The sequence below is a fragment of the Desulfobulbus elongatus DSM 2908 genome (assembly GCF_000621145.1).
In the GTDB taxonomy this organism is placed as follows: domain Bacteria; phylum Desulfobacterota; class Desulfobulbia; order Desulfobulbales; family Desulfobulbaceae; genus Desulfobulbus; species Desulfobulbus elongatus.
On the sequence record NZ_JHZB01000011.1, the window covers coordinates 43,604 to 69,057 of the forward strand.

At 65.6% G+C, this 25,454-nt stretch carries 19 protein-coding genes and 1 pseudogene; 7 read left to right on the forward strand and 13 right to left on the reverse strand.

The genetic code is table 11. The annotated features are described in order from the left end of the window. Positions 1-42: 42 nt before the first annotated feature. The 6 genes from Q362_RS0107790 to Q362_RS0107815 all read right to left on the reverse strand — a co-directional run bounded on the left by Q362_RS0107790 (position 43) and on the right by Q362_RS0107815 (position 6,321). Positions 43-1,086, reverse strand: a complete 1,044-nt coding sequence (locus tag Q362_RS0107790; RefSeq protein WP_028318224.1) for a hypothetical protein — start codon at positions 1,084-1,086, stop codon at positions 43-45. Between the two features lie 2 nt (positions 1,087-1,088). Then, on the reverse strand, positions 1,089-1,325 hold the full coding sequence (locus Q362_RS0107795) for an acyl carrier protein (RefSeq protein ID WP_028318225.1): 237 nt from the start codon (positions 1,323-1,325) through the stop codon (positions 1,089-1,091). A gap of 30 nt (positions 1,326-1,355) precedes the next feature. Beyond that, positions 1,356-2,861 carry a benzoate-CoA ligase family protein gene (locus tag Q362_RS0107800; RefSeq protein ID WP_028318226.1) on the reverse strand — a complete coding sequence of 502 codons (1,506 nt, stop codon included), beginning with the start codon at positions 2,859-2,861 and terminating at the stop codon, positions 1,356-1,358. A gap of 140 nt (positions 2,862-3,001) precedes the next feature. Beyond that, a complete protein-coding gene (locus tag Q362_RS0107805) occupies positions 3,002-3,337 on the reverse strand; it encodes an STAS domain-containing protein (RefSeq protein WP_028318227.1) in 336 nt (111 codons plus the stop codon). Positions 3,338-3,383: 46 nt separating this feature from the next. Beyond that, positions 3,384-5,315: a SpoIIE family protein phosphatase gene (locus Q362_RS0107810; protein WP_035216066.1), complete on the reverse strand. Its 1,932-nt coding sequence runs from the start codon at positions 5,313-5,315 to the stop codon at positions 3,384-3,386. Further along, positions 5,302-6,321 (reverse strand): ABC transporter substrate-binding protein, encoded by a 1,020-nt coding sequence (locus tag Q362_RS0107815; protein ID WP_035216068.1) that lies wholly within the window; start codon positions 6,319-6,321, stop codon positions 5,302-5,304. Before Q362_RS0107815 ends, Q362_RS0107810 begins: the two co-directional genes overlap by 14 nt. Positions 6,322-6,512: 191 nt before the next feature. Here Q362_RS0107815 and Q362_RS24535 point away from each other — a divergent pair. Beyond that, positions 6,513-6,632: pseudogene (locus tag Q362_RS24535) on the forward strand (IS110 family transposase); the annotation flags it as partial. Between the two features lie 77 nt (positions 6,633-6,709). Here the strand turns inward: Q362_RS24535 and Q362_RS0107820 are convergent. Then, entirely contained in the window at positions 6,710-8,461 is a 1,752-nt protein-coding gene (locus tag Q362_RS0107820) for a bifunctional metallophosphatase/5'-nucleotidase (protein ID WP_035216045.1), read from the reverse strand. A 303-nt stretch (positions 8,462-8,764) separates the two neighbouring features. Between Q362_RS0107820 and ppk1 the strand changes: the two genes are divergently transcribed. Both ppk1 and Q362_RS0107830 read left to right on the forward strand, forming a co-directional pair. Continuing rightward, positions 8,765-10,933: a polyphosphate kinase 1 gene (ppk1, locus tag Q362_RS19715; protein ID WP_084312437.1), complete on the forward strand. Its 2,169-nt coding sequence runs from the start codon at positions 8,765-8,767 to the stop codon at positions 10,931-10,933. Between the two features lie 486 nt (positions 10,934-11,419). Next, positions 11,420-11,752, forward strand: coding sequence for a YnfA family protein (locus Q362_RS0107830; protein ID WP_028318231.1), 333 nt, complete (start codon positions 11,420-11,422; stop codon positions 11,750-11,752). Positions 11,753-11,822: 70 nt separating this feature from the next. Here the strand turns inward: Q362_RS0107830 and olsF are convergent, their stop codons facing one another. The 4 genes from olsF to Q362_RS22165 all read right to left on the reverse strand — a co-directional run bounded on the left by olsF (position 11,823) and on the right by Q362_RS22165 (position 18,100). After that, positions 11,823-13,547: a bifunctional ornithine lipid synthase OlsF gene (olsF, locus tag Q362_RS0107835; RefSeq protein WP_028318232.1), complete on the reverse strand. Its 1,725-nt coding sequence runs from the start codon at positions 13,545-13,547 to the stop codon at positions 11,823-11,825. A gap of 33 nt (positions 13,548-13,580) precedes the next feature. After that, positions 13,581-14,384 (reverse strand): hypothetical protein, encoded by an 804-nt coding sequence (locus Q362_RS0107840; protein ID WP_028318233.1) that lies wholly within the window; start codon positions 14,382-14,384, stop codon positions 13,581-13,583. Between the two features lie 122 nt (positions 14,385-14,506). Beyond that, the gene (locus Q362_RS0107845; protein ID WP_028318234.1) at positions 14,507-15,412 is read right to left on the reverse strand and encodes an alkaline phosphatase family protein; all 906 of its coding nucleotides are present in this window, start codon (positions 15,410-15,412) and stop codon (positions 14,507-14,509) included. A 165-nt stretch (positions 15,413-15,577) separates the two neighbouring features. Next, complete coding sequence (locus Q362_RS22165) at positions 15,578-18,100, reverse strand: hybrid sensor histidine kinase/response regulator (protein ID WP_051553883.1); 2,523 nt, start codon at positions 18,098-18,100, stop codon at positions 15,578-15,580. A 280-nt stretch (positions 18,101-18,380) separates the two neighbouring features. Here Q362_RS22165 and Q362_RS19725 point away from each other — a divergent pair, with 280 nt between their 5' ends. Genes Q362_RS19725 through Q362_RS0107865 form a run of 3 tightly spaced genes read left to right on the forward strand, consistent with a single transcriptional unit; the run spans position 18,381 to position 21,128 of the window. Then, entirely contained in the window at positions 18,381-19,157 is a 777-nt protein-coding gene (locus Q362_RS19725; protein ID WP_051553885.1) for a DUF1045 domain-containing protein, read from the forward strand. Beyond that, positions 19,099-20,436 carry a PhoH family protein gene (locus tag Q362_RS0107860; protein ID WP_028318235.1) on the forward strand — a complete coding sequence of 446 codons (1,338 nt, stop codon included), beginning with the start codon at positions 19,099-19,101 and terminating at the stop codon, positions 20,434-20,436. The genes Q362_RS19725 and Q362_RS0107860 overlap by 59 nt, the downstream gene beginning before the upstream one ends. Then, positions 20,433-21,128, forward strand: a complete 696-nt coding sequence (locus Q362_RS0107865; protein ID WP_028318236.1) for a hypothetical protein — start codon at positions 20,433-20,435, stop codon at positions 21,126-21,128. Before Q362_RS0107860 ends, Q362_RS0107865 begins: the two co-directional genes overlap by 4 nt. Here Q362_RS0107865 and Q362_RS0107870 read toward each other — a convergent pair. Next, on the reverse strand, positions 21,118-22,152 hold the full coding sequence (locus Q362_RS0107870; RefSeq protein ID WP_028318237.1) for a glycosyltransferase family 4 protein: 1,035 nt from the start codon (positions 22,150-22,152) through the stop codon (positions 21,118-21,120). The two genes, Q362_RS0107865 and Q362_RS0107870, sit on opposite strands and share 11 nt — an antisense overlap. Then, on the reverse strand, positions 22,109-22,924 hold the full coding sequence (locus tag Q362_RS19730; protein ID WP_084312441.1) for a UDP-2,3-diacylglucosamine diphosphatase: 816 nt from the start codon (positions 22,922-22,924) through the stop codon (positions 22,109-22,111). Before Q362_RS19730 ends, Q362_RS0107870 begins: the two co-directional genes overlap by 44 nt. Before the next feature lie 451 nt (positions 22,925-23,375). On the opposite strand from Q362_RS19730, the gene Q362_RS0107880 reads away from it, so the two are divergent. Beyond that, positions 23,376-25,454 (forward strand): TonB-dependent receptor, encoded by a 2,079-nt coding sequence (locus tag Q362_RS0107880; RefSeq protein WP_028318238.1) that lies wholly within the window; start codon positions 23,376-23,378, stop codon positions 25,452-25,454.

The window sequence follows — 25,454 nt, forward strand, 5'->3', positions numbered from 1 at the left end:
TTTTCCTCGCACGTGTTGTGACCCGGATGTAGCCGCGACCGTTCACGCCCGGCTCCGCCGCCATTCGCTCTTGATCAGTTCCATCAGGGCGCGGCCACGGTCCGAATGAATCTTCATGCCCGCAAAAGCAGGGTCCACCAGGTGCTTTTGCATCAGCAACCCGTCGGTGCCGAACCAGATCGGCAACAGGCCGCCGAGGGCATATCCCTGAGCGCGCAATTGTTCCACCACCCCGCCCGACCAGGGCTGACCGAGGTCGACAAAAAACTGCAACAGGGCATAGTTGTCCGCCTGGGCCTGGCGTTCCAGGTCGCGCAGCCGTCCGGGCAGATCCGCCCCCGGCCTGGTCACCGTACACCGGGCCACTCCGGCAAAATCGAAACGCTGCACCTCGATGGCGGCCTCACCGGCGGGAATACCCGTGTCAGCGGGCATCATTTCACGGTCGAGGGGGAACCCCTCGAGAATAAAGCCCAGTTGTTGCCGATAACAAGCCGGCACGAACAAGACCTTCCGCTGATCGACATCCACCCGGAAATAGACCAGGCACCCCACCCGGCCGATACCCTGCCATTCGCTTTCATAGGCCTCGGCGGGCATCAGCGCCGGTTCCACGGCGGTTTCGATGCACCTGGAGTGACGGGACAGCTTCTGGGTGATGGTATGGTTGCACACCGCCTCTCCGAAGATGCCGTCGATGCCGTCCTTGCCCACCAGTTGCATCAGCAGTTGGGTGGTGCGGAAAAAAGCCATGGTCGAGCGGTAACTCGGCAGGGTCAGTCCCACGCCGTACTCGTAGAGTCGGGGGTTGGGCGGCGAGCTGCGATAGAAGGCGACATGGGCCACCACCTCCCCCGAGACGGTGCGCGCAACCGCGCTGCGAATGTTTCCCCGCCGATTTTCCTCAATCAGGCGTTCGGGAATGTAGTAGGTGTCGATCGGATAGCCGTCGCCGTAGACGGTGTAGAACAGCCGGGCCACACCGGGGCCGTCGGCTGGTTCGAAATAATGGGCCTCATACTTTTCCCCTTCGGGGACGGCATGCCGTTCGTCGGCGAGGCGTTGCAGGGCTTCATTTCTGTCCATCGTCACACCTTGGCGTTGAGGCACCGCTCGAAGTCGGTCAGGGTTTTGAGACGCAGGGCCTCGGCATCCGAGATTTTGAGACCGTAACGTTCTTCCACCGCTACGGCGAAGGCCGGATAATCGATGGAGTCAAATCCCTGTTCGCTTAGCAGCATGTTCGGATCGAGGCGCGATACCATTTCCTCGTCCAGGTCGATGGCGAGCATCGCCTTCTTCGGGTCAGCAATCGTGATTGCCATAATCGTTCTCCTTGGCGCGACAGGCTGAATTCATTGTTTCAGACGGAACCGCTGCACCTTGCCGGTGGGCGTGCGGGGCAGGTCGTCGACAAAACGGTAGACCAGTGGACACATGTATTCGGGCAAGCGGGCGGCCACGAAGGTGCGCAGTTCGCGTTCCAGGGGGCGGCCGGGCGTGTTTCCCGGCCGCAGGATCAGATGCGCCGCCGGCCGCTCCAGCCCTCCGACCCGGTACGCGGCCACGGCGCAGTCCGCCACCGCCGGATGGCTGCGCAGCGCTTCCTCCACCTGCACGGGGGAAATCCATTGGCCGCCGACCTTCAGCATGTCGTCGCTCCGGCCCCTGTGGTAGTAGCGGCCGTCCTGCTCGACAAAGACATCGCCGGTGCGGAGGAAGCCGTCAGCCAGCATGGTTTCAGCCGTTTTTTCCGGCAGATGCCAATACGACAATGCCGCCCCCGGCCCGCGAACCAAGAGATGGCCAGCCACCCCTGCGGAACCGGGATTGCCGTCATCATCCACTATCCGAAATTCGTATCCCGGCACGGGCCGGCCGGCGGAACCGGGGACCAGATCACCCGGTCGATTGGAAAGAAAATTGTGCGTCATCTCGGTGGAGCCGATACCGTCGAGCAGCTCAAGACCGGTGAGTCGCCGCCAGTCTTCGACAAGGGCTGCGGGCAGGGCTTCTCCCCCGGAAATGCACAAGCGCATCGGCAGGTGCAGATGGGGGGCGTCGACGCTGCGGATGATCTGTGCGTACACCGTCGGCACCGAGAAAAACAGGGTCGGCCGGTGGCGCGCCATCAAGGCCAGCAGTTGGCCGGGCAGGGGATTGCCGGGATGCAGCACCGCCGAGGCGCCGACGGCGAGCGGAAAGGCCAGGCTGTTGCCCAGGCCGTAGGCAAAGTAGAGTTTGCTGGCCGACAGCGCCAGATCCTCTTTTTTCATGCCCAGCACCTGCGCCGCGTAGCGATCGGCGGCCTCCAGCAGGTCGCCATGGCGGTGGGGCACGCCCTTGGGCCGACCGGTGGAACCCGAGGTGTACAGCATGAAGGCCGGATCGTCCTCTCCGATCGCGGCGGCCACGATCGGCGCATTCGCCATTTCCGTCCATACCCCGGCCAACTGTTCACCGCAGATGAGGCAGTCGACCCTGTTGCGGGGAAAGCCCCCGATGGCCGCCACTGACGGGGACGCCAGCAGCAGACGAGGCGTGCAGTCGGCCAGCAGATAGTCGTAGGTCTCGGCCGTGAGTGAGGTGCTGACCGGAACTGCCACGGCGCCGATCAGGGTGATGCCCAGAAAGGCGGCCACGAATACCGGCGAATCCAGCAGGGCAAGCATGACCCGATCGCCCGGCCCAATTCCCCTGGCGCGCAACAGGCCGGCGCAACGAAAGGCGCCCTCGCCCAATTGCCGATAGCTGACCGATTCCTCCGCGCAATGGTAGGCGATCTTGTCGGGATGGCGAGCAAGGTTGGGCAGGAGCAGGCGTGCGGCCAGATTGGGCGCAATGGCTGGAGATTTATTCATAAATCCTCTTGGTTGGCGTCTTTTCCCGTCAACATCTAACCAATCATCGTCGCCGTCGCCAAGTCTCCATCGCTTCGATCATTGCTTCATTCGTGCCGGCCAATACCGGCGCCGGGTGCCCATTCCACGGTCATGGCCGATCATCCGATGGCGGCCAAGGCCCCGGCAACGGAATCGTGCATCCGCAGGATGCTGCTGAATCCCGATATGTCGAAGATTTCCCGCACCGTTCCCGTCACGTTGGCACAATGGAACTGCGCGCCCTTGAGTTTGATCCGCTTGGCCGTGGCCAGCAAGGCGCGCAAGCCGGCACTGCTGATATAATCGAGGCTCGCGAAATCGATGATCAACGAGCAGGGAACGGCCTCGAGCAATGCCATGACCCGCTGCTCGTAGGCCGGTGCGGTGACCCCGTCCAGCTTGCCGCTGAGGGTGAGGATATGGGCCTTTTCTTCCTTGGCGATCTGAATGTCCATAATGGTTTTCTCTGTTCTTGAAAATGGAGAAATGCGCAACAGGCAATCAGGGATTGCGTGCGGCCATTCCCCGGTACTTGATGGCGAGCATGGTGACATCGTCGGATTGGGGTGCGCCGTCCGCATGGCGGAAAACCTCGGCGCGGACGGTGCGGATCATCTCCGCCAGTTCCTGCCGGCTCGCCGTCTGCAGCGTTTGCAGCAGACGTTCTTCGCCATACAACTCCTCGCTGCGGCTTTTTGCCTCGGTAATGCCGTCGGTATAGAGGAAAAGCACATCCCCCGGCTCCAGGGTGATCCGCTCAGCGGTATAGACGGTTTCCGCAATGGGGCCGAGGACGAACCCCGCACGGATCGACAGGAATTCTGCCTGTCCTCCACTGATCAGCACCGGCGCGTTATGGCCGGCATTGGCAAAACGGACCTCGCCGTTTTCCGTATTGAGAATGGCGCAAAACACGGTGGTGAACATGCAACTGTCGTTGTCGGCGGCCAGGATCTCGTTCACGCGGGAGAGGATCTGCTCCGGTTCGCCGAGCCGTTGTCCTTCGGTCTTGAGCAGGATCTTGGCCACCATCATGTACAGGGCTGCCGGCACGCCTTTGTCGGCCACATCCGCCATCAGGAAACAGAGGTTGGTGGGGTCGATGAAGAAGAAGTCGTAGAAATCGCCTCCCACCTCCTTGGCCGGATCCATCGCGGCGTGGATGTCGAACTCGGGCCGGTCGGGAAAGGCGGGAAACAGCTGGGGCAGCAGGCTGGCCTGGATATCCGTGGCCATTTTCAGCTCGCTCTGGATACGCTCCTTGGCGGCGGTGGTTTCGGTCAGGTTGCGGATATATTTCTTGAGTGCCCCGGTCATGGCGGTGAAGGCGAGGGTGAGTTTGCCCACTTCATCGCTGCTCTTCACGGCCGGCAACTCGGTGTCAAAGTGACCAGAGGCAATTGCTTCGGTGGCCTCGGCCAGCGCGCCGAGCGGGGCGGTCACCCTGCGGGCGACCCAGTACACCGCGGCGGTCAGCAGGAGAATGCCGGCCAGGGCGATGCCGGCGACCACGAGGGTGAGATTGCGCACGTCGGCGTACAACTCCGCCTCGGGAAAGACCACCGCCAGGGTCCAGCCGGTGGAGGGCACCGGGGCGTAATACATCAACGTGCTGACATCGTGAATGTTGGTATACGCGACAAAACCGGACTCGCCCAGCACCATCTTCCGGCCGATCTCGCGCAGGTCGGGTTTATGGCGCGATTCCGCCAGGCTGAAGATGGTTTCGTTCATGATCAGATCCCGGTCGGGATGGGTGAGGAAGGTGCCGTTGCGGGAGAGCAGGAAGCTGTACCCGGTGTCCAGCACCCGGATGGAAGCCACCAACTCGGTCAACCACTCCAGGGACACATCCGCCACCACCACGCCGCGGACCTGCTTTTCCCGGCCGTTGTCCGAAAAAATCGGGACCGAGCAACTGGTCATCAGGATGGTGCCGCTGGCTTTGTCGAAAGAGGGCTCGCTCCAGGCCATTTGCCCCAATTCCTTGGGAATCTGGTACCAATCCTGGCTAAGATGCTGGAAGTTGTCCTCCGGGGCGAAGACCAACCGCTCGCCTTGGCGAAAATAATACGGGACCACCGGATGGGGGGGATTGAAGGCCGGGTTCGGATCAAAGGCGGCGCCAAATCCGTGGATGTCCCTGTTGTCCCGAAGGGTTTCCTTCAGCAGCGTGGTCAAGGATTGATCGTGGTATCCGGCTATTTCCAGGGAACGGGAGGTGTCCTCCGCCACCTTGCCGATGGCATGCAGCGTGGTTTCCACCCGGTTGATCGAGGCCAGCACCAGATGTGCGGCATTGTTTGCCACTTCCTGTTCGAGCGCAACCCGGGAACGGTGATAAAAAGAGCCGATGGCCACGGAAAAAATCAGGACGGTGCACACCGAAACGATCAGGGTGAACGTCCGGGCAATGCTTTTAGTGGTCTGCATCGGCATCCCCGGTAAAGGTCGCGTAGTCCGGGATATCCTCGATCGCCCCGTGCTTGTGGAGGATCGTGCCTGCGGCCTGAAAACCGGCCAACTGCAGGTGCCCCAGAGTCTCGGAGGAGTCTGCGGGCATGATTAGGTCGCGCATCCGCGCCAGCATCCATTCCTGGTGGGACCGGCTGGCCGGCACCTTGGCTTCCCGCATGCGGCGGAGCACCACTTCCAGAGTCTCCTCGGGATGGGCAAAGGCGTAGCGCCAACCCTCCAGCGAGGCTTGGGCAAAGGCCCGGGCGCGGGCCGGATCTTTGCGATAGCCCTGCTCCAGGGCGTAGAGGCCATCCTCGGGGAAGCTGATGCCGTGTTCGTGCAGGGAGAAGACCTGCAATTCATCGGGGTTGATACCGGCATTGAGGATGGTGTGGTATTCGTTGTACCACATGGCCGACGCCGCATCGATGCCGCCCCGGAGGAAGAGATTGACGGTGTAGGCTTGGCTGATGCGCTGAACGTGCAGGCGATACCTTTCAAGAAAAGCGAGCACCGGCAGCGAGAGTTCCCCGGCCCAGAGGCCGACCTTCCTCCCCTGGAGATCCGCCGGTCCTGCGATGCCGCTTGCTTTTTTGGCCACCAGCATCAGCGACGAACGCTGGATAATCTGTGCCAGGTTGACCAGTTTGAGGCCATCGTCATTCTGCTGCAGGGCTGTTGCCAGCCAGAGCACGGCAAAATCCACCTCGCCGCTGATCAGCGACTGTAATGGCGACCGGCCGGGCCCACCCTCGAGGATATCGACATCGAGGCCGTAACGGGCGTAGATGCCCTTTTCCCTGGCCATATAATAACCGGCAAATTGGGCCTGCGGACTCCACAACGGCATGAGGCGGACCTTGGCAAGTCCCTCGGCCCTTGCGTGGGCAAGACAAAGCCAGAACAATACGAGGGGCACTGCCAGCCCGATCCACATCGCCAACCGCCGGTTGCCTGTTATCGCGTGCTCTCTTCTGCGCATGTGCCTGTTTGCAATGATGAAGTTGGAGGGGACGAGCGGCAATCACCGACCTGATTTCGGCAAACAGGATTGTATCGCAATATTTCCGGTGAAATCAAAAAATAATCTCTTGTCGGTGAAGATTCCCCTCAAAACGGGCCAACAACTACCACTTCCCTGTTGCCGGCAGGGCAACGGGCTAATGGGGGCACATGGCGGAATTTTTCGCCAACCGCGGGCCGGGAATGATCGCCAGGGAAGCGTGCGGCAGTGCGTGCACCCTACTGGGGTGTGATTTTGCCGTGATGGGGCACGAGGTGCGGCTGATTGCGGGAGCGGCGGCTGTTGCTAGTCATCCCGGCGGGGGAAGTGTGGGGCGTGGGCAGGCGTCTGTCCCGCCATGGCGCGCTCAGTTCAGCCGGCTGATCCGGCCCTCGATGTCGGCGGCGATCGGCTGGGGCCGGGTCTGCACGTACTGCATCAGGGCCTCGGCGAGGAAGGGGCCGACCACCGGGTTGGCGCCCCTGGTCAGGACGGTGAAGTTGCCGCCGCCGCCCGCCAGGTATTCGTTCGCCGCCACCGTGTAGACGGCCTGGCGGTCGAGCGGAGTGCCGTTGCGCTGCACGGCCACCACCCGCTGCCCGGCGGGCCGCCCGGCGTCCCAGGTGTAGGTCAGGCCCGAGACCTGGAGAAAGCGGCCGTGGCCACCATCGCCGCTCCACTGCTGGTTGAGCAGGTCGTAGATCTGCTGGCCGGTCATTTCCAGTTTGATCAGATTGAGGTTGGCCGGCTGCACGGTGAAGTGGTCGCCCTTGGTGAGGGCGCCGGACGGGATGTCGGCCTCGATGCCCTCGGGGTGCATGAAGGCGAAATCCGTGCCCATGATCTGGCGCTGGGCGTCGGCGATCAGATCGCCCAGGGCCGATTCGCCGGCCTCGTTGCTGGCGCGGGTGATCGGCCTGGCGGCGCGGGCGATCACCTCGGCGGCGATGGCGTTGCCGCGCTCCTGCACCCGGTCGGCCAGGACGGCCACCTGCGGGTCAGGCCGCAGACCCGGCCCGCTGTCGGCCCAGGTGGTGACGATGGTCGAGGTCATGGCCACCACGTCGCCGGTTTCCGGGCTGATCTCCAGGTCGATGTCGGCGAAGCCGGTGCCCTTGGGCCAGGCCTGAACCACCAGCACGGGCCTGCCGCCGCCGTTTTCGGCCAGGATGTTGTGGAAGGTGTGGGTGTGGCCGCCGACCACCACATCGATTTCGCCGTCCAGGCGCTCGACGATGGGCACGATGTCGCCGACCAATCGGCCGGGCGCGCCGTCGGTGGCCGGGGTCTGATAGCCGCCCTGATGGACGATGGCCACCAGGGTGCGGACGCCCTCGGCCTTGAGCTGGCGGGCGTAGCGGTTGATGGTGTCGGCCTCGTCCAGTATGTGCAGGCCAGCCAGGCTCTCCGGCGACAGGAAGGTGGAGGCCCGGTGCAGGATCGCGCCGATGAAGCCGACCTTGATGCCGTCCACGGTGCGGACCACGTAGGGCGGCAGCAGCGGCTCGCCGGTTCCGGTCTGGACCAGGTTGGCGCAGATGGTGGGGAAGGCGGCGCCTTGGTAGGGATGCTCCAGGAAGGGACCCAGACGGTGGTCGCCGCCTGTCAGGAGGCGGAGCATTTCGGGTAGGCCCTCGTCCAACTCGTGGTTGCCGGGGATGCCGATCAGGTCGCAGTCCGGGCCGGACCGGCCGCCGGTGCGGCAGTGGCTGTTGCCGAGCATGTTGAAGAACATGATCCCCGGCTCGTCCTGCAGCAGGGCCGACTGCGGCTGAGAGGCGCCGACCTGGTCGCCGGCGTGGAGGAGGAAGGTTTTTCCTTTGGCCTGCGCCTGGGCTTCCTTGAGATAGGCGGCCAGCACCGGCGCCGAGCCCACCGGGCGGCCGTCCACCTCCTGGCCGGCGGTGATCTGGCTGTGGAAGTCGTTGATGGTCAGGAGTTGCAGGGGAAGAGTCCGCTCCGCCCGCGGTGCGGGAGCCTGCCAGCGCACCGTTCGCCCGGCCTGCTCGCGCCACTCGCTGTCGCCGGCCCGCGCCCCGATCGCCGCCAATCCGGCCAGCATCAGCAGTCCGGCCGCAATCAAGCCGCGCTCGAAGATGTGGATGCGTGTCGTGTTCATATCTGCCTCCCTGGATGCCTTGTCCGTTGCGGGGCAGCCCCCGCTTCCTGTCCGGTACAAACCATGGTCCTGTTCGAATCGGGTCAGCGAACCGTGAGGAAACCGTCGGGATTTTTTTCGGATTTGATGAGGAAGAACGAGGATCGGGGAGACAGACGGACGGACAGGGACCGGCCGGGACGGAAGGGGACAGTCCTGCCGGCCATTGATCGGGCACTCATCAAATCCTAACGGAACCTGAACAATGGGCCGCTATAGTGAGTGATTTTCACGAACAGACAGAACGAAGGACGGCCAACAGACATGCCCGCATCGGATTCTCCCCCGCACGACCACGACCACGACCCGGCGCCCGCGCCGATCGATTTCCACGATCCCCAATGGTATCTCAACCGCGAGCTGACCTGGCTGGCCTTCAACCGGCGGGTGCTGGGCGAAGGCCAGGACGAGCGGGTGCCCCTGCTGGAGCGGGTCTTCTTCCTGGCCGTGGTGGGCTCGAATCTCGACGAGTTCTTCATGAAGCGGATCGGCGGCCTCAAGCAGCAGGTCGGCGCCGGCGTGCGGGAGCTGTCGGTGGACGGCCGCCTGCCCCAGGAGCAGATCGACGCCTGCGCCGTGGTGGTGCGCGACCTGCTCCGCGAGCAGGAGGAGCTGGAGGTGGAGCTGAAGCGGCTATTGGCCCGGCGGCAGATCCGCATCGTGCCCTACGCCGACCTCAGTCTGGCGGAGAAATCGCTGGCCGAGCGGTTCTTCCTCGACCAGGTCTATCCCCTGCTCACCCCCCAGGGCATGGACCCGGCCCACCCCTTTCCCTTCATCTCCAACCTGTCGATCAACCTGCTGGTCAGCGTCCGCTATCCGGACAGCGAATACAGCTACCTCAACCGCATCAAGGTGCCGGTGAGCGACGACATGCCCCGCTTTCTCGCCTTCGGCGAGGCCGGCCACTGGATCACCCTGGAGGACCTGATCGGCAACAATCTGGAGGTGCTCTTTCCCGAGATGGTGGTCGAGACCTGCGAGACCTTCCGGGTCACCCGCAACGCCATCACCGAGCCCAACCAGGAGCAGGCCAACGACCTGCTGCAGATGATCGAGTCGGCCCTGCGCGAGCGCAAGTTTGCCGAGATTGTCCGCCTGGAGGTGGGCTGGGGCATGGAGGAGGCGCACCGGGGCATGCTGGCCGCCGAACTGGGGGTGGACGAGGAGGGCGACGTCTTTGCCGTGGACGGCATCGTCGGCAAGCGCGACCTGTGCGAGATCGCCCGGCTCGACCGCCCGGAGCTGCGCTTTCCGCCGCACAGACCGGTGGACAATCCCGAGCTGCGCGACGATGCGGCCAATATCTTCCACGTCATCCGGCAACACGGCTCGATCCTGCTCCAGCATCCCTACGAGTCTTTCGACACCTCGGTGGAACGCTACCTGCGCGAGGCCAGCACCGACCCCAGGGTGCGGGCGATCAAGATGACCCTCTACCGCACCGCCGGCCGGTCGCGGGTGATCGAATACCTGATCGACGCCGCCCAGAACGGCAAGCAGGTGGCGGTGGTGCTGGAGCTGAAGGCCCGTTTCGACGAGCAGGCCAACATCCGCTGGGCCGGCACCCTGGAGGAGGCGGGCATCCACGTCACCTACGGCGTGGTCGGGCTCAAGACCCACTGCAAGGTGATTTTCGTGGTGCGCAGGGACGACGACGGCCTCAGGCGCTACGCCCACATCGGCACCGGCAACTATCATGCGGGCACCGCCCGGATGTACTGCGATTTCGGCCTGTTGACCTGCGACCCGGACATCGGCGCCGACCTGACCGAACTGTTCAACTACCTGACCACCGGCTACACCCCGATGCGGCGCTACCGCAAGCTGCTATGCTCGCCGCGCATGCTCAAGAAGGCGCTGTTGCAGAAGATCGAGCGCGAGATCCGGGGCCACGGCGTTGACTCGCCGGGCCTGATCCAGTTGAAGGCCAACGCCCTGGAGGACCGCGACGTGGTCGCCGCCCTTTACCGGGCCTCGCAGGCCGGCGTCCGGGTCGACCTCGTCATCCGCGACACCTGCCGCCTGCGGCCGGGCATCCCCGGCCTGTCGGAGCATATCCGGGTCGTTTCCGTGGTCGGCCGCTTTCTGGAGCACGCCCGCCTGTTCTATTTTCACAACCAGGGAAACGAGGAGTACTTCATCGGCTCGGCCGACCTGATGCAGCGCAACCTGGAGAGCCGGGTGGAGGTGTGCGTGCCGGTGGAGTCGCCCAAGCTGCGCAAGCTGCTGCGCCAGGCGCTCGACCTGCAACTGGCCAGCCGCCGCAACGTCTGGGAGATGCAGCCGGACGGCGAATATCGCCGGCGCGAGGCCAAGGGGCGGGCCGGCGCGACCTGCATCCACCACACCTTGATCAAGCAAGCGGAAAAACGATTGGCGGCCAGTGACCGGACGCCGGGCAAGAAGAAGACGGGGAAGAAAGGTGGGTGAGCGCCGGCCTTTCGGCTGGTGCCCTTGCCGCTTGCCGTCGCCGGGCGCGCTCAAACTCGCGGCTTACACCGCTCGGACAGTGTGCGCCGCTTCCTCCGGCGCCTGCTGCGTGGCTTCGGCGCTCCCGTATGGGTTTCAGGTTGGAGGAAAGCGGAGAGAAATCCGTTGACAGCAGGTACAATTTGTCATCTCTAGGAGCGGAGCGACGAGAAATCTCCCGGCCATGAGAGATTCTTGCGCAGGTTCTCGGCACAAACCCGGCGAAAAACAACGCCGCGCAAACAAGTCCAACACATTTCCCTGGAACATCGAGTCAGTGCATGGCATGGTCATCCCGACAATAAGATGACAGGCCTTGCTCGTCGTCTATCACCCGGAGGTGCCTCTTTCATGTTCCGTGTCTTGTTCCCTGTTTCTACAAGTAGATAGAAGCATGAACAACCGCAACTGTCTCCCTTATCCGCAGCAACCGATCATCGGGTGGCCATGACTGAACTGAAAACCGTCGCTTTGTTCTTGGTTACGGCAGTCGCCGAGATTCTGGGCTGCTATCTGCCGTCCCTGTGGCTGAAGGAAGGCAAAAGCGCCTGGCTGCTTGTGCCCGCGGCGGCGAGCCTGGCGCTGTTCGCCTGGCTGCTGTCGCTGCATCCGACGGCCTCTGGCCGAGTATATGCGGCGTATGGCGGCGTGTATATTTTCGTGGCCATTCTGTGGCTCTGGTCGGTCGACGGCGTGCGGCCGACGGTCTGGGATTTCGTCGGTTCGCTTGTCGCCCTCGCCGGCATGGCGATCATCATGTTCGCACCGCGCAGCGTTTGATTCCGCCTTCCGGGACGCGCTATTTTCCGACCTCTCACGCCGGCATCCTCCCCCGGCACGCTATCCCCCCTCACCCTGCCGTCAGCACCGACTCCTCGATGTAGCGATTGCGCTTGTTCGGCTTCAACTGGGCGGTGTCCACCACCACCAGGCCGTCGACGCAGTCGCCGAAGTCCCGGTCGACGTTGAAGTCGAGAAACACCACCCCGCCGGGCAGGCAGAGTTCGGTGTACTGCTTGTACAGCGTGGGGATCGACGTACCCATGGCCGCCAGCATGGACTTGAGGTGGACCAGGTCCTGCTGGTAGTTGTCGCCCTGGAAGGAGCGGGCCAGGTCGGTGACCGGCAGCGAGAAGCGGAAGGGATTGCGCGAGCAGGTCTGGCTGCCGGCGGTGCTGAAATAGAGCTTGTAGAAGTAGATGAGCAGTTCCTTCGCCATCTGCGGCATGGCGTTGCTGATGCTCACCGGCCCGAACAGGTAGCGGTACTGCGGGTTGCGGCGGAGGAAGGCGCCGATGCCGTACCACAGATAATCGAGGCTGCGCTTGCCCCAGTAGCGCTGCTGCACGAAGCTGCGGCCCAGTTCCAGCCCCTGGTCGAGGTAGGGAAACCGGCTCGGCTCGAACTGGAACAGGCTGTGGCTGTACAACCCCTCGCAGTCGTGCTCCCTCACCACCGCCGCCGCGTCGGCCAGCCGGTAGGCGCCGACGATCTCCAGATCTTCCTCCGACCAGAGCACCAGATGGCGGTAATAGCGATCGAACCGGTCCATGTCCCGCCGCCTGCCCGACCCCTCGCCCACGGCCCGGAAGGTCATCTCCCGCAGCCGGGCGATCTCCCGCAGCACCGGCGACTGCTCGTCGCCTTCGAACAGGTAGATGGCCTTGTTGTCCGGCGTTTTCCCCAGCAGTTCGCCCGCCTGTACGGTCTTCTTGAGCACCACCCGCCGTTCCGGCCGGGCGATGGCCGTCTCGGTGGGCAAAACGCCCCGCTTGCCCGCGCCGATGCGGTAGAGGTGCCGGCGGAACAGGTCGACCTTGTCCCGTTCCCGGATCTTGAGGCCGTCGTAGGCGGCATGGGGGATCAGGCCGCCGATGGTCAGCTTGAGGGGCCGCCGCCGCTGGTGGAACATCTCGCCGACCAGCATCAGGGTGGAGAGCGGCTTGACCAGCATCGAGGTGGCGTAGAAGGAGAAGGAGTTGCGGCCGTGCACGTGGATGGGCAGAATCGGCGCCTTGGCCCGGGCCGCCATGCGGAGGAAGCCCTTGTGCCAGGGACCGTCCTGGATGCCCTTGGGCGAGAGGCGCGACACCTCGCCCGCCGGAAAGATGATGATGGCCTCCTCGTTGGCGAGGGCCCGGTCGATGCGGGCGAGCTGCTCCTTGCGGGCATGGCCGGTCATGACCTTGACCGACAGCAGGCAGGGGTGGAGCGGTTCGATGGCCTCCAGCAGGTCGTTGGCGACGATGCGCGTGTCCGGGCGGCTGTCGTGCACCAGTTTGAGCAGCGCCAGCCCGTCCAGGGAGCCGATGGGATGGTTGGCGACGATCACCACCCGGCCGCTGGCCGGGATGTTCTCCCGGTCGCGGTCGGACACGGTGTAGGTGCAGTGCAGGGTCTCCAGCACCTGTTCGACGAAATCCATGCCCTTGAGGTGGGGATACTGCTCGGCGAAACGGAGGAAGCGATCCTCCCGGAGCAGGCGGCGGAGCACGGTGCGGACCGGCGGGGTGACCAGCGGCCGGTTGGCCAGGCGCGGATAGTACTGGTTGAGGAGGGCGTCGACGGTGAACATGGGCATCTCCAGGGGTGAAAAACGGGCGACGGTTCAGGCAAAGGCGCGGTGTTCCCGGTAGCCCAGCCACTGTTCGCGGAACGACAGGGGAAAGAGGGGACGGTGGGATTTGCCGCCGATGCGCTGGATGTCGACGGTCATGGCCAGGGCGGGCAGGTTCGGGGCATGCCCGGCATCGACGGCCGCGGCCGGCTCGGGTTGGCGGACGGTGACCGCCGACACCGCCGGGAATCTGGCGGTGAACAGACCGAGCAGGCCGACGCCGGGCGCGGTCAGCGGCGTGCGGTGCAGGGTATAGTTGGAGCGGGTGGTGAGCTGCTGCCATTGCTTGCCGGTGAGCACCGCGGCCCGGTCGGCGCACAAGGCCACCGCGCCGTAAGGTTCGCGGAGCAGGGCATGGGCGAACAGGTGGCGCAATTGCCGGAGCTGGGTCGTGCGCGAGGCGCCGAGGTGGAGGTTGAGCGCCAGCAGCGAGGCGCCGTGCTTGCGGACCAGGGCGAACTGGACCAGGGTGGTCTCGTCCTCCTCGCCGATGGTGAAACTGCCGCTGTTGAGGACCCACGTCGTGTTGCCGGTGAAAATGGCCAGGCCGCCGGCCGTCTGGCCGGCATCGGGTACGGGGCGCAGTCCGGGCCGGCCGACGGCGAAGCAGCTGCAGGTCAGGCCCAGGGAGGTCGGCAGCCAGCGGCTGCATGCCGCCCGGCCGTCCGGGGCGAGGGGCACGGACTGGCAGCAGAGCAGGTCGATGCCGTCCGCATCGCGGGAGGGGACGAGGGTGGAAAAGGTCTCGGGCAAGGGGCCGAGGTGCGTTGCGTCCAGGGTCATGAGGTTGATCATGGGGAGCGTCTCCGGGAAAGTGATGGCCGACCGGCGGGTGTCGATTCCGTTCGGGAGCCGATAAGGCCGTAAATCGATGCCCTTTTCTAGCAGGGCTGTGTTGGCGTTTGGTCAGCGCGGCATCAGGGTTTGGTCAGGATCGCCCTTCGGCCGTGTTCTCCGGTGCGGCCGTTGCCGGGGATCGCCGTCATCCGTCCGTTTCTCGGGCGGGCGGGCGTCCGCGGTTCCGGCCGGATGGGCAGGAAGGCGTCGGCCGCAACCCGGCCCTGCCAGTCGGGATGGGGCGCCAGGCCGAGGAGGGCGGCCATGGTCGGGGCCAGGTCGAGGAGCGACACCGGGCGGTCGATCCGGTGCCCCTGGCGGAGGCCGGGACCGGAGAGGAGCAGCGGCAGGCCGGCTTCGGCCGTTTCGGCGCTTGGCCGCTCCGGGGCGCCGCATCCCAGCACCAGGAACGCATAGTCCCGGTGCAGGCCGACCACGGCCAGATGTTCCCGGAGCAGGCCCAGGGCGCGGTCGGCCTGTTCGACGCTCTCCAGGCAGGCGTTCGAGCCGGGGCCGAAGTGGGTGGCGGCGATGCCGGTCCCTTCCAGATGGACCAGGCAGAAGTCCGGTTGTTCCCGCTGGAGGTGGATGGCCGCGTGCTCGGCCAGTTCGTGGTCGACGTTGCGGATCGATTGCGAGTTGATCAGCAGTCCGGTCTGGAGGCTGCCGGACGGGAAGAGCAGGCGCAGGCGGTCGTTGGAGTAGAAGGCGGCGCTGGTCTGGTGGCGGTAGCGGAGCAGGCTGATCAGGGAAAGCGCATGGGGCGAAACCGCGGCGGCGCCGGAGTTGGCCAGCACGCCGTGCTCTTCCGGCGGCAGCGAGGTGAGCAGGCTGACCAGGGTGGGCAGGGTCAGGCCGGGGCGCACCGGCCGGAGATGCCGGCACAGCACTCCTTCCCGGGCCAGGGCGTCGAAACAGGGGACATGGGCGCAGGCCAGGGTTTCGGCGCGGAGGCCGTCGACGATCACGCAGAGCAGCTTGGACATGGGCACTCCCTGATGGCGGTGGGGCCGCGCCGGATGTGATCCGGAAATGCGGCCGGGGATGTGCCTGTGTCTCTACCCGCGCGCCGTTATGGCACGGTTAGGGGGCGATGACGATTCGGTCAGGAAAAATGAACATGAGGAAAGAGCGGGGCGGACGGGCGGCGGTCAGGGCGCGGTCGGCTGCCGGCCGGCGTCGAGCACCTGGCGGAGCAGCGCCGAGAGTTCCTTCTGGGGCAGGGGCTTGAGGGCAAAGCCCTTGATCCCCATGGCCATGGCCGTGTCCCTGGACACGAGGCTGCTGTAGCCGGTGCAGAGGATGACGGGCAGCTCCGGCCGGATCGCCAGCATCTGCCGGGCCATTTCCATGCCGGTCAGGCCCGGCATGGTCTGATCGGCGACCACGGCGTCGAACCAGTCGGGGCGGTTGCGGAAGGCGGTCAGGGCCTCGGTGCCGCTCGTGCGCACGGTGACCTCGTAGCCGAGCCGTTCCAGCATGGTCTTGCCCAGTTCGGCCAAAAGCGGTTCGTCGTCGACGAACAGGATGCGCTCCCGGCCGGGCAGCACCTGGCCGGTCGTCCCCTTCGGGCCGGCCCCGGTCTCCCGGTCGAGAGCCGGCAGGGCGACCCGGAAGCGGGTGCCTTCGCCGGGCACGCTGTCGCAGGCGATCAGTCCCCGGTAGGAGGTGACGATGCCGTGGATGATGGCCAGCCCCATGCCGGTGCCCTTGCCCATCTCCTTGGTGGTGAAATAGGGTTCGAAAATCTTGTCCCGGATGTCCGGGGGGATGCCGGTGCCGGTATCGGCGACCGTCAGTTCGACGAAGGGGCCGGGCTGGAGTTCGAAACGGCCGGACACCTCGTCCGGGCCGATGTCCCGGTCGGCCAGGACGATCGACAGGGTGCCGCCGGTCGTTTCCATGGCGTGGAAGGCGTTGGTGCAGAGATTCATCACGATCTGCTGGACCTGGACCGGGTCAGCGTGGATGCTGCGGGTGGTCTCGTCGATCCGGGTCTTGATGGCAATGGTCGCGGGCAGGCTGGGGCGGAGGAGCTTCACCGTCTCCCGGACGATGACCGCCGGGGCGAGCGTCGTCCGCTCGCTGGCGGTCTGGCGGCTGAAGGCGAGAATCTGCCTGACCAGGGCCGTCGCCCGGTCGCTCGCCTTGAGCACGTTGGCCAGGTCGCGGGCGACCACCGAATCCGGCGGGCAGGCATCCAGGGCCATTTCGGTGTAGCCGACGATCGTGCCGAGGATGTTGTTGAAATCATGGGCGATGCCGCCCGCCAGCGTGCCGATGGCCTCCATCTTTTGCGCCTGGACGAGCTGGATGTGCAGCCGCTGCCGGTCCGCCTCGGAACGCCGCAGCTCGGTGATGTCGCGGCCGACGGACTGCACTTCGGCGCAGCGGCCGTCGCCGTCGAAGAGGGGCACGTCCATCCAGTGGATGTGGCGGGTCGAACCGTCCTTGAGGCGGGCAACGCTTTCCCGCGAAAGGGGCGCGGGCGCAGCCGTCAGCCGGGCGTGGGCGGCCAGGATGGCGGGCCGTTCGGTGACCGGAACCAGGTCGATCCAGCGGCGGCCGATCAGGGATTCCTCCCCGTTGGCGGCGCACATGGCCACGTATGTGCTGTTGGTGAAGGTCAGGGTGGTGTCGGGCAGCCAGCGGCAGACGGCGTCGTGCTGGCTCTCGACGATGGCCTGATAGTGCTGCTCGCTGGCGCGCAACCGCTGTTCGCTGGCCCGCAGCCGGTTGAGAAACAGCCCCATCGCCGCCAGGCCCATCCCGGTCAGGGCCGAGGTGAGGGCGGCCATCCGCCACCATGCCGCGAACTGCTCGCCGGTGGCCCGCCCCACCAGTACATAGAAGGGATAGGGCGCGAGGCTGTGGAAGGCGAAGGTGCGGTCGACGCCGTCGGTGGCGCCGACGTAGCGGACCACGCCCCGGCGGATGCCGTCCTCGATCTGCCGCTGGGGCGGGATGTCCCTGGCCGGGTTGTTGAGCATCTTCGCCACCGCGGGCCAGCGTACCACCAGCCGGCTGGTGTCGCTGCGCCGGATGCTGACCATGCCCGCCTTGCCCACATCCATGCGGGCGAACAGATCCTCGAAAAATCCCAGGTCCACGGGGGTGACGACCAGGCCGCGGAAGGTGCCGTCGTCGGCCAGCACCGCCTGCGAGGCGATCATGGTCAGGGGCGCGGTGGGCAGGGTTTCGGAAAACTGCACTTCCTTTTGGGGGGATTGCCTGCTCTGCCGAAAATAGGGCTGATCGGCGATGCTGGCCGCGGCCGCGGCCGGATCGTTGCTGAACACCAGGCGGCCGTCGGCATCGTAATAGTGGTGGCCCCGGATTTCGGGAAACGACCGGCACAGGGCCCGCAAGTGGCCGTGGGCGTGCCGGATGGCCTCTTCGGAGAGCCGCTCGGCCAGCACTTCGGGGAGGAGATTCAGGCGCACCAGATCGGAGGTGGCGCCGATGCGCCGCAGGGCCGCCTCCAGTTGGCTGGCGAGGACGTGCGCCTCGTTGGCCGAACTCATGGCGATGGTGCGTTCCGTCTGGCGGTAGCTGACAACGAGGAAGAAGCCGAGGAGCACAGCGGTCAGGGCGGCCAGGAGCAGGAAGCAGAGGCTGTAGGCGTGCCTGCGGACGGCAATACGGAGCCGGCTGGCAAGCGGATGGGCTGTCATCGGAAAAAGCCCTCGCGGTTTTCGGACGGGGCCGTTCGGCGGGGAGCCGCGGCTGGAGGCTGTCCGATTGTTTTTTTCAAAAAAACACAGGCCAGGGGCAGGGTCAAGGAAAAGCTGCGGCCGGTCCGATCGGACGTCCGTCCGGTTCGTTTGCGGTGTCCTGCCGGGGTTCCTGACCGAATCGTAACCGTTTTGTAACCGGGGACCAACAACTGGGCGGTACGGTGCAGATGCGGTGATGGTCCTGCCATCGGTCACTCCACCAACGCCTTATCGGTTTATGCGCTACGCCATTTGTTTCGCCCCCTCCCCGATCTCCCCCCTCTGGCACCAGGGCTGCCGGTGGCTCGGCCGGGATGCCGGCAGCGGCCACAGTGTGCCGCGCCTCTGTTTTCGCGGCCTCGATCCCGCCTTCCTGGCCGAGTTGACCCGAAAACCCGCCCGCTACGGCTTCCAGGCCACCCTGGTGGCGCCGTTTCGGTTACGGCCGCCCCTGACCGAGGCCGATCTGCTGGCCGCCCTGGCCGATCTCGCCAGCCGCCAGCCGCCCGTTGTCCTGCCGCCCCTGGCCGTCGGCCAACAGGATTTCTGTTTCTGTCTGCGGCCCGTCCGCCACTCGGCGGCCGTGCAGACCCTGGCCGCCCGGTGCACCAGGGCCTTCGACCGGTTCCGCGCCCCCTTGCAGCCGATCGAGTTGGCCCGGAGCAAGGCGGCCCAGCTCAGCGGCCAGGAAAAGCGGAATCTGGAACTGTGGGGCTCGCCCTACGTGTTCGAGCAGTTCCGCTTTCATTTCACCCTCACCGGCCGCATGAGCGAGGGCCGGAACAGGGAGCGGGTGCACGGCGCCCTGGTCGAGATCTTCGACCCGCTCCTCGACGCCCCCCTGTCCGTCGACTCCCTCTGTCTCTTCGTCGAGCCGGCCTTCGGGCAGCCCCTGCGCTGCCTGGGCCGGTTTTCCCTTTCCCCGCCAGCCGCCGACGCTGCGGCACGGATCAGCCATGACCAGCAGCTCCTCCGCCAAGACCTTCATCCTGGATACGAATGTCATTCTGCATGATTCATCCTGCATCACCCATTTCCAGGAGCACGACATCGTCATTCCCATCACCGTTCTCGAGGAACTCGACCAGTTCAAGAAAGGCAACCAGACGCTGAACTACCACGCCCGCGAGTTCGTCCGCGCCCTGGATGCCATGAGCGCGGGCAAGCTGCTCAACGGCGGCGTCCCGATCGGGCCGGACAAGGGCCGGGTGTCGATCAGGCTCGAACAGGCCCTGCACGAGGACCTGCGCCTCCACTTCCCGAACGCGGCCAAGCCGGACCACCAGATCCTCAACATCGGCTACCACCTGGCCAAGGGCGATCCGGCGCGCCGGTACGTCCTGGTGAGCAAGGACGTCAACCTGCGGATGAAGGCCAGGGCGATCGGCCTGCCGGCCGAGGATTACACCACCGACCATGTCAAGGACCTCGGCGGCCTCTACACCGGCTGCCGCCGCCTGGACGGCGCGGACGGCGAGGTGATCGAGCGCCTGCACCGCGGCGACCAGGGCGTGCCGGCGGAAGCGCTGCCGCTCGACCCCGAACCGCTGGCCAACGAATACCTGATCGTCCGCAACGGCCGCCAGTCGGCCCTGGCCGTCTTCCGCGCCGGCGACGGCCACATTGCCAGGGTCCGGCGGGCGACGGTCTGCGGCATCACGCCGCGCAACGCCGAACAGAGCTTCGCCGTGCACGCCCTGTGCAATCCGCAGGTGCCGCTGGTCACCGTCTCCGGCAAGGCGGGCACCGGCAAGACCCTGCTCGCCCTGGCCGCGGCCCTGGAGCAGCGGGCCGGATACCGCCAGATCATGCTGGCCCGGCCGATCGTGCCGCTGTCCAACAAGGACATCGGCTACCTGCCCGGCGACATCCAGTCCAAGATCAGCCCCTACATGCAGCCGCTCTACGACAACCTGGCGGTGATCCGCGGCCAGTTCTCCGAGCAGAGCGAGACGGGCCAGATGCTCTCCCGCCTGCTCGACGACAAGAAGCTGATCATCGAGCCGCTGGCCTACATCCGGGGCCGCAGCCTGGTGCGGATGTACATGATCGTCGACGAGGCCCAGAACCTGACCCCGCACGAGGTCAAGACCATCATCACCCGGGCCGGCGGAGGCACCAAGGTGGTGTTCACCGGCGACATCCACCAGATCGACCACCCCTATCTCGACAGCCAATCCAACGGCCTGAGCACCCTGATCGAAAAGATGCAGGGACAGCCGCTCTACGCCCACGTCAACCTCGAAAAGGGCGAGCGCTCGGAACTCGCCATGCTGGCCAGCGAACTGCTATGAATCCGCCCCGATTGCTTGCCGACCATTCCCCCCTGCGCGCCCTGGCGCCCCTCTGCCTGGCCCTGCTGCTCATGGCCATGGCCGGCCCGGTCCCGCAGGTCCTCCGCTATCACGAACAGACCGGCGACGAGAGCAGCATCTTTTCCTGGCGGGCGGACCGGACGGACAACGGCGCCACCGTCACCGTGACCCAGCACCAGGGTGCCGAGGTGTTCAGCAGCGTCAACACCGGCGAGGGCACGACCCTGTCCTGGCGCTACGTCAGGGAGCCGGACACCGATGTCCGGGTGGAGCGGACCGGCGACCGCCTCCGTTTCAGCGGCCGCTTTGCCGGCCGTCCGGTCGAGCGGACGCAGGCCATCGACGGACGGCCCTGGTATCAGCCCCTGTCCTTCTGTCTCCAGCGGATGGTGGCCCGCGAACAGCCGGACGCCACCTTCTGGACCATCCGGCCCGACACCCTGGAGGCGCTGGCCATGCAGGCGCACCGGGACGGCAGCGACCCGATTCCGGGAGACCGTGGCGGCCCGCAGACCGCCGACCGGGTGGTCATCCGGCTGGACGGCCTGTTGTCGGCCCTGTGGCAGGCCGAATACTGGTTCCGCCAGGGCGATCACCTCTTCCTCCAGTATCGGGGGACGCACGGCCCGCCGGGCACGGCCGAAACCCGGATCTGTCTGATCAGCCCCTGAGCGCGCAGGCGTCCGCGACCGGCTCGTCGGCCTGGTTCAGGGCCAGGTTGCCGAGAAACTGGCGGGTACAGGCGTCCCAGGAATAGCCGACCGCCGTGTCGCGGCAGGCGGCGCGGGACAGGGTGAGCGCCCGCAGGGCGGCGGCCCGCAGGTCGGTATCGAGGCAGCCGTTGATTCCCTCGCGGACCAGGTACTGCGGCCCGGTCACCGGGAAGGCCGCCACCGGCACGCCGCAGGCGTTGGCCTCCAAAAGGACGATGCCGAAGGTGTCGGTCAGGCTGGGAAAGACGAAGACGTCGGCCGCGGCCAGGTGACAGGCCAGGTCGTCGCCCCGCTTGGCGCCGAAGAACCGGACCCGGGGATAGGCGCGCCGCAGGACCGGCAGCGCGGGCCCGTCGCCGATCACCCATTTTTCCCCCGGCAGATCGAGATCGAGGAAGGCGGGCAGGTTCTTCTCCGGCGCCACCCGGCCGACAAAGACAAAGAGCGGCGGGGCCGATTGCGGCGGCGTGTCCGGCCGGGGCCGGAACAGGGCGGTGTCGACGCCGCGCGACCAGGGCACCAGGTTGGCGAATTTCCTGCGGGCCAGTTCGTCGATGATGGTGGGCGCGGCCATGGTGCGGGTGGCGCGGCCGTGGAAGACCTTGAGCAGGGCGTAGGAGAACGCCGGCGGCACCGGGGCGCGCAGGCGCAGGTATTCGGGGAAGCGGGTGTGGTAGGAGGTGGTGAAGGCCAGGCCGAGCCGGCGGCAGGCCGCGCGGGTGGCCCAGCCCAGGGGGCCCTCGGTGGCGATGTGGACCGCGGCCGGCGCACAGTCGGCCAGGAGTTTCCGGATGGCTCCGGGCCGCGCCAGGGCGAGCCGGATCTCCGGATAGGTGGGGCAGGCTATGGTTTTGAACCGGTCCGGGGCCAGGATCATGACCTCGTGGCCCCAGCCGTGCAGGGTTGCGGCGGTGCGGCTTACGGTGGTGACCACCCCGTTAATTTGGGGATGCCAGGCATCGGTCGCGATACAGATCTTCATAGGCTTTGGCGGCGGCGGCCTCTTGCAGGGGTTGGTGGCGGCGCCATTCGATGACGCCCAGGCGGCCGCAGTGATTCTCGGCCAGCGCGGTGCAGCTTTCCACCCAGTCGCCGGAGTTGGTGTAGAGAACCGGGCCGATCTGGCGGATGGAGGCGCGGTGGATATGGCCGCAGATCAGGCCGTCCACCCGGTGCTCGGCGGCCGCCCTGGCCACCACTTCCTCGAAGCGGGCCATGTAGTTGACCGCAATCTTGGCCTGGTGCTTCAGCCAGGAGGAGAGCGAGAAGTACTGCCGGCCGGCGCGGCGGCGGCCGAAATTGAACCAGCGGTTGCAGAGCAGGAGGACGTCGTACAGGGCGGAACCGATGGAGGCCAGCCAGGGGCTGTGCTGGACGACGGGATCGAAGGTGTCGCCGTGCAGGACCAGGTAGCGCCGGCCGTCGGCGGTCTCGTGGACCGCGTTGTTCTGGATGCGGATATTGCTGACGATGCAGCCGTCGAAGGTGCGCAGCATGTGGTCGTGGTTGCCGGGGATGTAGACCACCTTGGTGCCGTTTTCCGCCTTGGCGAGAATGGCCCGGACGATACGGTCGTTGATCGCCGGCCAGTGCCACCGTTTCTGCGCCTGGAGCAGGTCGAAGATGTCGCCCACCAGATAGAGATACTCGGATTCGGTCTGGAGGAGGAAATCGAGCAGGTGCTCGCGTTGCAGACTCCGGGTGCCCAGATGCAGGTCGGAGATCCAGAGGGAGCGGAAGTGGTGGGGCGGCATGGGGCCTCCTTCGTCGTGTCTGGGGTGATCCGGGGGCGACCGCCCTGGGCGCGGCCTCCGGCGCCGGGCGTCATCTCCTTGTTGCCGGAAGACTATCCTCCCTCTGTTACGCTTTGGTCAGTGTCCGTTTTTTTTCGGATTGGGGAAGTGTTCGGATTTGATTGCCGGACCGGTGCCGCCGGCCGGGCGCGGATCGTCCAGTCAGGGAAATGACAAATTTGGGAAATTCCATTCGCTATCTTTTCTGCAACATAACATTTGCGTGCCGATATTTTTTTATTTATATATCCCAGGTCCGGACAACGACGATACAGCGGTCGACCGTGCGCAATCCCCTGCATGCCCGCGGGGTGATGTCGCAGGTGTCGAAGCGCTCACGGGGGGGGTTGTTCGCCGGATGTACAATATCGCGCCAATGTTTATGGAAACACGAAACTGGAGGGAGTGAAGGATGAACAAGGTTGTTTGGACGGGGGCCGTGGTGTGCCTTCTGGGAGCGGGATCGACGACCGCCTGGGCGCAGACCGCGACCCTGGAAACCATAACGGTGGAGGGCAGCCGCCTGGGCGAGGAGTCCCTGGCCGACGACAAGCTGGAGGTGGCGACCGGGGAACAGCCGATCAAGCCGGATTCCTTCAACGATGCCCTCAAGGACGTGTTCTTCGTGGAGTTCCAGAAATCGAGTCGGTACAATTCGGAACCCTACATCCGCGGCCGGGGAACGAAGGGGGTGCCGGTCTACCTGGAAGGGATGCGGCTCAATGCCGGCCACAGCGATTCGACCAACCTGATCAACCTGGTCGACATCGACAAGATGGACGTCTACCGGGGGGCCAACGGCGCCACCCTGGGCATGGGCGCCATGAGCGGCGCCGTGGTCGCCTCCTTCAAGGACCCGGTGTTCAACAGCACCGACGCCTTTGCCGCCTCGGGCTTCGTGAACGGCTCGGTATCGTTTTTGTCCGAGGAGGGCGTGTCCAGCTCGATGGGTGCCAGCGTCTACAACGATCGCCTGAACGTCTCTTTGAGCGGCGGTTTCTCCGATTTCCAGAATTATGAGAGCGGCAGCGGCGACGAGGTGCTCCATTCCGGATACGACACCACCGGCGTCAACGGGTCCGTGGCGGTGAAAACCAGCGACGACAGCTACGTCTACGCCCGCTACCTGCGCAGCGATGTCGATTCCGAAGACCCCTTTTCCCGTTACCGGAACGGCACTATCTGGATGTACACCGACCGCCCCAACGACGAGGGGGAATACTACTTCTTCGGCTACCGGGACGCTTCCCTGGCCGGCCTGAGCGACGTGGACGTGCAGCTCTACGGCAACGAGCTGCACTACGACTTCAACATGAAAAAGGAGGCGACTCCGGCGGAGTTCCGCGAACTGTACCGGGACAGCGACACCTGGGGCGGCAAGGTCTCGGCCAAGAAACGGCTGGACGAGCATCTGCTCTCCTGGACGGCCGAGTACTATAAAATGGAGCTGACCAACGGGCTGCGGACGTACGGCGCCTCGGGATGGGGCCCATGGACGAACGCCTTCGGCATCACCGGCGGCGACATCACCTCCGCCTCCCTGCGCATGGCCGACGACATCACCGTGGGCAAGGCTTTTTTCAGAATCGCCGGCGCCTACGAACATGTCGAACGCTCGGTCAACTCCAACGTCAACACCTCGGCCTTCTCGGCCCTGGTGCCGGCGGCCCTGCTCGACCAGGTGCGGCAGGTCGACACCGACGAGGACGACAACCTCTTTGCCTTCGATCTCACCGCCGGCTACCGGCTCTGCGAGGCCTTCGTCCCCTACGTCAAAGTCTCCAACGCCACCCGCACCCCCTACTTCAACGAGGCCTACGGCAACAATCCCGGCAACGGCTCCCAGATCCCCAATCAGACGCTGGACAACGAAACCGTGTGGGGCGTCGACATCGGCTTCGACGGCAAGCATGGCGCGCTCTACTACAGCACCGCCCTGTACTACCAGAAATACGAGGATTATATCGAACTGGCCGACACCGGCTACCGGACGACCAACAGTGCCGGCCTGCCGATCAAGCAGTTCATCAACCTCGACGACGCCTACATCTACGGCGCGGAGGCCATGGTCGGCTACAAACTGGACGGCGACCGGTTCGTCGAGGCCAGCTATGTCTACACCCGCGGCGAGAACGAGACCTACGACCAGCCCCTGGCCTACATCGCCCCGCAAAAGCTGACGCTTCGCATCGGCCAGCGGCGGGAACTCGGCCTGAGCTGGGCGGTCGAGGAGGTGCTGGTCGACGATCAGGACAGAATCTCCGCGATCAACGGTGAGGTGCCCACCGCCGGCTACGCCCTGACCAACCTCTCCCTTAGCTACGCCTTCGGCCCCTGGAGCTGGACCAGGAAGACCGTGGTGGCCTTTGAACTCAACAACCTCTTCGACCAGGAATACCGCGAGCATTTGGATGCGGTTTCGACCACGGCCTGGTACCTGCCCGACGAACCGGGGATCAACGGCCGGCTCGCCCTGCGCATCGAATTCTGA